Consider the following 9,482-nt stretch of genomic DNA (forward strand, 5'->3'; position numbering starts at 1 on the left):
AATTATTATGAGACCCTATATTTTACTAACTCCCGGACCGCTTACGACATCCGAATCTGTAAAAGCAACCATGATGACCGACTGGTGTACATGGGACGAAGATTATAACCTCCATATTGTCGAAGAAATAAGAAAATCTCTTGTCGAACTGGCAACCAAAGCGACAGATGAATACACCTCCATATTGCTTCAAGGAAGCGGAACTTATTGTGTAGAAGCTGTTATCGGAAGCACCATAAAAGCCGGAGATAAACTACTTATACTAAGCAATGGTGCATACGGTGACAGAATGGGTAACATTGCAGAATATCATGGTATCCATTATGACATGCTGGCTTTTGACGAAACAGAACAGGTTTCTGTAGAGTACGTAGATGACTATCTTGCCCATAATGCCGAGATTACGCACGTTGCAATAGTTCACTGTGAAACTACTACCGGAGTACTGAATCCACTGAAAGAAATTGCCCATATTGTAAAAATGCACGGGAAAAAACTAATTGTAGATGCAATGAGCAGTTTCGGCGGAGTTCCTTTAGATGTTCAGGAACTCGGTATCGATTTCATGATCAGCAGTGCAAATAAGTGTATCCAAGGTGTTCCCGGATTCGGCTTTATTATTGCCCGGAAATCGGAACTTAAATACTGTAAAGGTGTATCCAAATCCTTATCTCTCGATATCTACGATCAATGGGAAACCATGGAAAAAGGTCACGGCAAATGGCGTTTTACTTCCCCGACTCATGTAGTACGAGCATTTAAACAAGCCATGGAAGAGTTAAAAGAAGAGGGAGGTGTCACAGCCCGCTACAAAAGATATTGTGAGAATCACGACATTTTGGTAAAAGGTATGCGTTCTTTAGGCTTCGAAACATTATTGCCCGACAATATACAATCTCCTATTATTACCTCTTTCCTCTATCCGAAAAAAGATTTTGATTTTAAGAGTTTCTATGCTCAGCTAAAAGAAAAAGGATTCGTCATCTATCCGGGAAAAATATCTCAAGCAGATACTTTCCGTATCGGCAATATCGGTGACGTTTACCCTGAAGATTTCAAGCATCTGATCGAAGCCGTACAAAGCACCAAATATTAACTATAAGAGTTCACTTAAATTTAGACTCTAATCTATATAAATCGGGGCTGATTAATAATCAAAGAATTAACTAGCCCCGATTTTATTTCTCCGAAATCCGGAAATTACCACGAAGTCTGTTTTTCTACAATATATCACAGATCTCAGATAATGTTTGTACTTCATAAGTAGGAAATTCATCCGAAATTTGTTTCTGAAGAGGATTAAAATACACTTGATCTAAACCGCTCCGCATAGCTCCCAAAATATCGGCATCATAATTATCTCCGATCATTAACGATGTATTTTTCGATGAACCGGTTTTATTCAACGCATACCTGAAAATATCAGGATGCGGTTTATTGACTCCGACCTCATCCGATAATATTATTTTCTCAAAATAGCTCTCTATTCCGGCTGATTTCATCTTTTTAAACTGGACTTCTTTAAAACCGTTACTGATAATATGCAAACGATACGAACGGCTTTTCAAATAATCAAGCAACTCCCTTGCCTGCGGAACAAGTTCTCCTTGCTCTGACAATACTGACAGGTAATCTGCATTCAATTGTAAAACCAGTTTATCGTTATATGCTCCCACCCGCTGCAAAGGGTAACGAAATCGCTCTACAATTAGTGTCTCTTTACTGATACGATTATGATGATACAAAGACCACAACTCCGTATTTTTCTCGCTATATACTCTATAATATTCATCAAACAACGGATAATACTCACTCAACCCATAACGATCGTAAATTATTTCTAATGCAATTTTAGAATTCGTACGAAAATCCCAAATCGTATCATCCAAATCAACGAATATATTCTGATATTTCATTTACTTATATCCCCTAAAAATAGATGCGAAAATAACATTTTTAGAGGTTATTTCCGCATCTATCTATAAAACTTTATCCGAATCGAGAGATCAATCTACATTTACTACTAAATATTTAGATAAGCTCCAGAAATTTTGAGGATCGCTAATCACTAATGTCAAAAGTCCTTTATCGTTTTTTACCAGAGAATAAGAGCCTTCGGGATGATTGGTTAGAATCTTTGCTTTTTTCATTTCAAGAGGAATCTCTTTTAACGTTCGCAAATCGGCCTTAGTAAAATAATCCTTGTTGAAATCTCCTTTCATCACCTCTTTTGCCTTAAACAAACCACCACCGGAAAGAATCTTCTGTTCTTTCAACTCCTTGGTAGTTCCAAATACATAAAATACAGTATTCAATTCTTTATCCTGAGTAGAAATCGTATTTTTTTGTTCTTCGGTTTCTTGAGAAAGATCTGTCACCTTACCCGAAAGATCTGAAACAGCATCATCGAGTTCTTTAATACGAATATCCCGTTTTGCCAGATCTTCCTGCAATGAAGTAATCATAGCCGTCTTGCTCTCTATTTCTGCAGACAACCGATCTACAGTTTGTTTTAACTGAGAAGACTGATATTTACTGTTTTTCAACTGACTTTGCAACCGTGCCAATTTTTCTTTATTTTCTTTCAAAGTCTGGGCAACTAACTGCATATCCGACTTTAATTTCTCCCGAGTCGTCTTATCTACATCACCCGTTGCATTTTGTTGCACGATAAGATAATTTTCCGCTTCTTTCATTTGACGGAATCCATCCTCGACTTCATTCATCAATTGCAACATTTCTTCAAAATCCGCTTTTGTCTGGACATTGACCTGCATCAAAGAATCATTTTCTTGCTTCAGCCTCTGAACCTCTTTTCCGCCTCCTTGGCAAGAAATCAAACATGTCGAAGCTATTACGGCAACTGTCAAAAAAAACTTTTTCATAACTTTTTCTTTTAGATTTCTACATATCTTGTTTTACCCGGAAGACCGCCTACCACAATTACAAATTCACCTTTCGGCTCTCTTTCAGTAAAATGAGCAATAATTTCCGATAATGTTCCACGAACAGTTTCTTCATGGATCTTCGATATTTCCCGGCTTACCGAAGCATCTCTATCTGCACCGAATACTTCAGCAAACTGAATTAATGTCTTCAACAAGCGAAAAGGAGATTCATAAAAAATCATCGTACGCGTTTCGTTCGCCAATTCGGACAAACGTGTAGAACGACCTTTTTTCTGAGGCAAAAAGCCTTCAAAACAAAATCTGTCATTCGGTAGTCCTGAAGCAACCAAAGCCGGAACAAATGCTGTCGCACCCGGTAAACATTCTACATCGATTCCTGCTTTCCGACATTCCCGAACCAATAAAAAACCGGGATCAGAAATTGCAGGAGTACCGGCATCCGATATGAGTGCTATATTTTCACCCCCTTGTAATCGGGCAACAAGTCCTTCTACCGTTTTATGCTCGTTGAATTTATGATGCGACTGCATACGGGTTTTTATATCAAAATGTTTCATCAAAATACCACTTGTACGGGTATCTTCTGCTAAAACACAATCCGCTTCTTTCAATACTCTGATCGCTCTCATCGTCATATCTTCAAGATTTCCCACCGGGGTAGGAACTACATAGAGCTTTGCCATGCTAAATCAATTAGTAAAACGTTTCTCCAAAATATTAAAAAATTCTACAGCCGGCTCATTATTTTCTATATCCCAGCCAAACTGATCCTGAAGAAAAGCGACCGATTCTTCAAAAGAAGAAATTTCATTCAACGCCTCAAGAGTATTATTCATCACCTCATCGCTGTTGACAAATAACTCACGTCTAAAACGGAATTTATCATTCAAACTCATCAACTTACGAATATCTTTCAACTCTCTCTCTTTTTCAACTGCACTCAGATTTTCAGACTCGGGACAAGACTCTTCCATCCCACCTGTAACAACAAAATCCAACGAATTTTGTTCCATCATTAAAGAATCTTGCACAAGTTCAACCTTCTTTTCTTGAAAACTCTTCTCATCAGATCGAGTCGCCGATGTTTCCGGTTCTTCTGTTTCCATGCGCTTTTCTCCGCCGCAAGCGCATGTATCAACAATAACATCCTCACTATCATTACCGGACACCATCTTATCTTCAGGAATACCAGAATTCACACTTGGTAAACCTTTTACTTTTTCGGTAACGGCCTCTGCCTTTTCTACCGCCAGTTTATATAAGATATCAGGAACTTCCGGAGAACTTTTATCTATTAGTTTCAACAGTTCCTCCAATTCCTGCAGAGTCCGAAAAATCTGTTCCATATACATAATCGTAACAATTTGATCGTTTTATCCTCATTATATTACAAAAGTAAGTATAAAATAGATACGAACCCTTCACTTGCACTTATTTATTTTACTCTAAAAATTAAATGCAACACAATATCTATAAACTGTCTACCAATTATACTACAAGAATGATACCTTATAAAGAAAAGAATAATAAATAAATGATTATCAGATAAATAATTTCAAGATAAGAAAATATACGATATTGATACCACTCCACATATTTGTAGATAAATTCTACACTTCAAACCTCACATCAACATGTTGTACGGCTAAAAATAAAAAACGAAGTGCATCTCAAAAGTCTTACGTCCGACTTTTGAAATGCACCTCACTAATATTCTATATTAAATATTTTCTTATTTAGAAGGGCCGGCTGAAGGTTTCGCTATGGCTTCCCGCATCGTCGTATCCGCCTCTATATTTTTCATTTTATAATAATCCATTATGCCAAGATTACCCGACCGGAACGCTTCAGCCATAGCTTTCGGAACTTCGGCCTCAGCCTCTATCACCTTAGCCCGAGCTTCCTGAGCTTTCGCCTTCATCTCCTGTTCAAGGGCTATGGCCATTGCTCGCCTTTCTTCAGCCTTTGCTTGAGCAATATTTTTATCTGCTTGAGCTTGGTCGATCTGTAAACCGGCACCGATATTTTTGCCTATATCAATGTCGGCTATATCGATAGAAAGTATTTCAAATGCAGTTCCCGAATCTAATCCTTTTTTCAGAACCAATTTAGATATAGAGTCCGGATTTTCCAATACAGATTTATGGGATTCCGATGAACCGATAGAAGAGACAATACCCTCTCCTACACGAGCCAAAATAGTATCTTCTCCAGCTCCACCAACCAACTGACGGATATTCGCACGTACAGTTACCCGAGCCTTAGCGATCAGTTGTATTCCATCTTTTGCCACAGCAACAACCGGAGGAGTATCTATCACTTTCGGATTTACCGACATCTGTACCGCCTCAAATACGTCACGACCCGCAAGATCGATGGCCGTCGCCATTTGGAATCCCAGATCGATATTCGCTTTAGACGCCGATACCAAAGCATGAACAACACGTTCTACATGACCACCGGCAAGATAATGAGCCTCCAATTCATCTCGGGTTATTGCGTTTAGTCCGGCTTTGTGCGCCTCGATCATTGCCCGTACGATAATTTGCGGCGGAACTTTACGAATACGCATCAGGAAAAGCTGTAAAAGAGAGATATTGACACCGGATACTATCGCCGATATCCACAATAGAAACGGAACAAAATAAAAGAAAATTACTACTAATACAATAACAACGATCAGTAGCAAAAAGCTGATTTCCACCATAAAATTTACATTTTTAATTTATACCTGTTTTTCATTCTCTTTTTTCTGCACAATCACTGTAGTCCGATCTACTTTTTCAACGACAACCGGAGTATCCTCATCGATAAAATCCTCCCGTGTACGGGCTTCTACAGTAACATCATTTATCAAGACAGACCCCATCGGATTAAGACGAGACAAAGTAACTCCTTCATCTCCGACTTTTATTTGATCCGAAACTAACGTAGGAGCAACAGAATCTATCGTAGTCTTCAAAGCCATCCGATCAAGGCTACGAGAGCGAATAAATATAACTATTCCGACAATGGTTACGATAACCGAAACAGCAATCGTAATATAACCGGCAAATTCGCCCAATTGCATGAATGCATAAAAAACAGCTCCTACAAAAAAAAGAACGGCACTGATTCCGGCAATCGTTATTCCCGGTAAAAAAAAGACTTCCAGAATAACCATTACCAACCCTATAAAAATCAATAAGGCAATAATAAAGATATCCATTCCCATAATCGGTTTCTACTATTGTTTCTTTTGATTCTGCATTTTGATAAGGTATGAAATTTCTTCAGCTCTGCTTTTTGCCTCCAACTCTTCAGGTTGGCCATAAAGTTTAAGTAAAGTTCGCTCCAATCTGACAATCTGCGACTCAAACGGTTTCTTGTTCTGAGCAAGTCGATATTCATTCCTCAATCGCTGTAATTTATCTTCAGTTTCTTGAATCGATTTCCGAATGTCTTGTGCTTTAATAAACAAGTTTCGGGCTTCATCACTATCAAAATCCTTTAATGTGATATAAGTAATTCTGTTATTAATCTGAAACAAGAAATCTCCCTTTTTTGTATTACCTTCATCTGGATTGCCTATACGGGCAATCTTTTCAAGTATAGGTTTATAATCAGCGCCTTTTATCCACGAATCCTTAATCGCACTGATTCGTGCCAAAGAACGAGCACGAGCTTCATCTCCTCCCCGATAAATCTTTTTCTCCGTATTCGGAATAAATAAATAGACGATCAACTTATCCTCCTCCTGAAAACGGTCACTGACAAACCATCCCACATTATTCAATTCATCGATAGCCAACATATAGTCATTATAAATCGAATTGAAAGGCATTCCCATATTTTCAGGAACCAAGTAATTCCCTGTATTCAAATTCAAACGAGTGACAAATATATCATAGCCCCCTAATGATTCTTCACCGGAAGACGCAAAATAGAGCGTTATCCCATCCGATAACAAATAAGGGTAATTTTCATTTGCCGAAGAGTTAACCGGTGCAGGTAATGCTATCTCTTCGCCCCAATTATCATCGATCAATTTACTACGAGTCATAATATCATACCCGTTCTTTGCTGTCTTCGCTCCATAAAGGATTTTATCACCCCGCTGATTTTGATAAACAGTACTGCTATTTTTCGATGAAAGATTGAAAAACGTATTGTAATCATGCAGTGTTCCCGACTCGGAAGAAAGTTTATAATGTTTAAAGAATGATGCTTTATCTACAATAAGACTATCGATTATCTGGACTTCTTCAACACGTCGAAGCATTTGGGCGGCTCGTTCGGCATTTTTAATCAACTTCTCCACCTCCGCCGTATTCATCTTTTTCTTCTTCAATTGTTCCAAATATTTATTATATTGGCTCAAAGCGTCTTCAAAACGATAATCCAAATAATATAAGTTTCCTAAATAACGAAATGATTCCAATATATTACGGGATGCCGCATATTTAAGATACTTCTCGGCTGCTTTATAATCTCCGGTTTCAAAAAGACAAACACCATACCATTGGTTCAAACTCGAATTAGAAGGATTCTTTCGAATATTTTCCTCAAAAATAGGTTTAGCCTCTGCAAATTTACCGGCCTTATATAATTCTTTTGCCCGTTCTAAACCCTGTCCGCAAAGCGATATGCTCCAACTCAAGGCAACAATAGAAATAATAAAAGGTTTCAATATATCCAATCTCATTTTTCCAGTTTTTTATCACATCCAATATGATGATACACAAAGATATTCTTTTTTAAGGAATGTTTTGCCTATTCCGATACATTATTTTAAACAAAATCTCCTGTTCGAACCAAATGCGATCCTCATCATTGCAAAATATATTCTTAGGAATATAGAAAAAACGATTCTTATCGAGGTACAGCAGATAGTATGACGAGAACGGTTCTGCATTAATTACATCAGACCACCTGACAGTTTCCGTTTTATCATCTTCAAAATGAAAAATCATCTGCTCATTATCCATATCCAACTGTTTCTCTAATAAGAGAAAACGGTTATGAGGGCGAGTAGCGATCTTAAAATAGGCATTTAACAACAAAAAAGGAAATGCCCCGAATACCAATATAACAACTACATATATGACATCTGAAGTATGAAAAGCCAATGCCAATAAAATAAATACCGGCAAAAGAAACCAGCCCCAGTTTCTTTTCCAATATTGCCGGAAAAGAAGTTTCAGATACCGTTCTCCGGAAATTTTATACGGTTGCGTAACAATCACCTCTATGTATGTTCTGATTATAAAATTATGAGGGTAAAGATAAAAATATTTTCCTAAATCCGATTCTCCGATCATCTAAAATATACTACTTTTGTCAGCTTAAAAAAACAGAGAGGGGTATGGCTGAAAAAAGTGAAAAGGATCTATTATTATATCACCTTGACCGAAAAATAAAAAAAGCGATAGAATCGTATCGGTTAATAGAAAACGGAGACCGCATTCTTATCGGATTATCAGGAGGAAAGGATTCTCTCGCTCTGGTCGAGTTGTTAGGAAAACGGATGAAAATATTTTCTCCCCGATTTACGGCAATAGCCGTCCACATACGTATGAAAAATATTTCATATAAAAGCGATACGTCTTATTTGAAAAAGCATTGTGAACAATCGGGCATTCCATTCCTCGAATACACGACGGAGTTCGATCCCGAAAACGACAAACGAAAATCTCCTTGTTTCCTCTGTTCATGGTATCGGCGCAAAGCGATGTTCTCCATAGCCAAAGAACAGCAATGTAATAAAATAGCTCTGGGGCATCATCAAGACGATATAATACAAACCTTGCTTATGAATATGGCATTTCAAGGCTCATTCGGGACTATGCCTCCTCGTTTATCGATGAGTAAATTTAAAATGACTCTTATCCGTCCGCTTTGTCTGATAGAGGAAAAAGACCTCCTCCGATTATCACAACTATCGGGATATATCAAACAAGAAAAAGTCTGTCCTTATGAAAAATCATCAAATCGTACTGAAATGAAAGAGGTATTAAGAAACTTAGAAAAAATAAGTCCTCAAGTACGTAACCATATATGGAATAGCATGACCCATATACAACCTGAATACTTACCGGGATTTATAGAACCCGACCCGAGCAAAATTAAGACAGACTCATAAAACAACACAACATAAAAAAACAATTATAACATGCAAGGACTTTACACTATTCTGCTATTAACCGTATCGAACATTTTTATGACTTTTGCATGGTACGGTCATCTGAAACTTCAAGAAATGAAAGTCATTTCGAACTGGCCTTTATACGCTGTAATCTTATTTTCATGGGGAATTGCTCTCGCCGAATATTCATTTCAAATACCGGCAAACCGTATCGGATTTAACGGGAACGGAGGACCTTTCAGCTTAATGCAATTAAAAGTAATTCAAGAAGTCATCACTCTTATTGTCTTCACCATATTTACTACCGTTCTTTTTAAAGGAGAAGCTTTACACTGGAATCATTTTGCAGCTTTTATATGTCTGATACTGGCCGTTTATTTCGTATTTATGAAGTAAAAGGGGCTGTCCAAAAAGTCGGATAGCCCCTTTTGCTATTGTTTATTTCGGTA

At 37.6% G+C, this 9,482-nt stretch carries 11 protein-coding genes; 3 read left to right on the forward strand and 8 right to left on the reverse strand.

Annotated features, from left to right (window positions below):
• Window positions 1-7 precede the first annotated feature (7 nt).
• Complete coding sequence (locus AC0UMU_RS01685; RefSeq protein ID WP_009317415.1) at window positions 8-1,096, forward strand: 2-aminoethylphosphonate--pyruvate transaminase; 1,089 nt, start codon at window positions 8-10, stop codon at window positions 1,094-1,096.
• A gap of 124 nt (window positions 1,097-1,220) precedes the next feature.
• Here the strand turns inward: AC0UMU_RS01685 and AC0UMU_RS01690 are convergent, their stop codons facing one another.
• From AC0UMU_RS01690 to AC0UMU_RS01725, 8 genes are all read right to left on the reverse strand, one after another.
• Window positions 1,221-1,916 carry a YjjG family noncanonical pyrimidine nucleotidase gene (locus tag AC0UMU_RS01690; RefSeq protein ID WP_278714629.1) on the reverse strand — a complete coding sequence of 232 codons (696 nt, stop codon included), beginning with the start codon at window positions 1,914-1,916 and terminating at the stop codon, window positions 1,221-1,223.
• A 90-nt stretch (window positions 1,917-2,006) separates the two neighbouring features.
• The gene (locus tag AC0UMU_RS01695) at window positions 2,007-2,885 is read right to left on the reverse strand and encodes a Cbp1 family collagen-binding glycoprotein adhesin (protein ID WP_278714628.1); all 879 of its coding nucleotides are present in this window, start codon (window positions 2,883-2,885) and stop codon (window positions 2,007-2,009) included.
• A gap of 11 nt (window positions 2,886-2,896) precedes the next feature.
• The gene (gene rsmI, locus AC0UMU_RS01700; RefSeq protein WP_009317418.1) at window positions 2,897-3,592 is read right to left on the reverse strand and encodes a 16S rRNA (cytidine(1402)-2'-O)-methyltransferase; all 696 of its coding nucleotides are present in this window, start codon (window positions 3,590-3,592) and stop codon (window positions 2,897-2,899) included.
• 6 nt (window positions 3,593-3,598) lie between these two features.
• Window positions 3,599-4,255: a DUF8457 domain-containing protein gene (locus AC0UMU_RS01705; protein ID WP_147404901.1), complete on the reverse strand. Its 657-nt coding sequence runs from the start codon at window positions 4,253-4,255 to the stop codon at window positions 3,599-3,601.
• 386 nt (window positions 4,256-4,641) lie between these two features.
• On the reverse strand, window positions 4,642-5,613 hold the full coding sequence (gene floA, locus AC0UMU_RS01710; RefSeq protein WP_278714661.1) for a flotillin-like protein FloA: 972 nt from the start codon (window positions 5,611-5,613) through the stop codon (window positions 4,642-4,644).
• A 21-nt stretch (window positions 5,614-5,634) separates the two neighbouring features.
• Window positions 5,635-6,117, reverse strand: a complete 483-nt coding sequence (locus AC0UMU_RS01715; RefSeq protein WP_147589991.1) for an NfeD family protein — start codon at window positions 6,115-6,117, stop codon at window positions 5,635-5,637.
• Between the two features lie 18 nt (window positions 6,118-6,135).
• Window positions 6,136-7,593, reverse strand: coding sequence for a tetratricopeptide repeat protein (locus AC0UMU_RS01720; protein ID WP_278714627.1), 1,458 nt, complete (start codon window positions 7,591-7,593; stop codon window positions 6,136-6,138).
• Window positions 7,594-7,645: 52 nt separating this feature from the next.
• Window positions 7,646-8,209 carry a YcxB family protein gene (locus tag AC0UMU_RS01725; protein WP_278714626.1) on the reverse strand — a complete coding sequence of 188 codons (564 nt, stop codon included), beginning with the start codon at window positions 8,207-8,209 and terminating at the stop codon, window positions 7,646-7,648.
• 44 nt (window positions 8,210-8,253) lie between these two features.
• Here AC0UMU_RS01725 and AC0UMU_RS01730 point away from each other — a divergent pair, with 44 nt between their 5' ends.
• Entirely contained in the window at window positions 8,254-9,030 is a 777-nt protein-coding gene (locus AC0UMU_RS01730) for a tRNA 2-thiocytidine biosynthesis TtcA family protein (protein ID WP_278714625.1), read from the forward strand.
• Between the two features lie 30 nt (window positions 9,031-9,060).
• Window positions 9,061-9,429: a DMT family protein gene (locus tag AC0UMU_RS01735; RefSeq protein ID WP_031258083.1), complete on the forward strand. Its 369-nt coding sequence runs from the start codon at window positions 9,061-9,063 to the stop codon at window positions 9,427-9,429.
• Window positions 9,430-9,482: the final 53 nt, after the last annotated feature.

It is taken from the genome of Coprobacter fastidiosus (assembly GCF_982245605.1).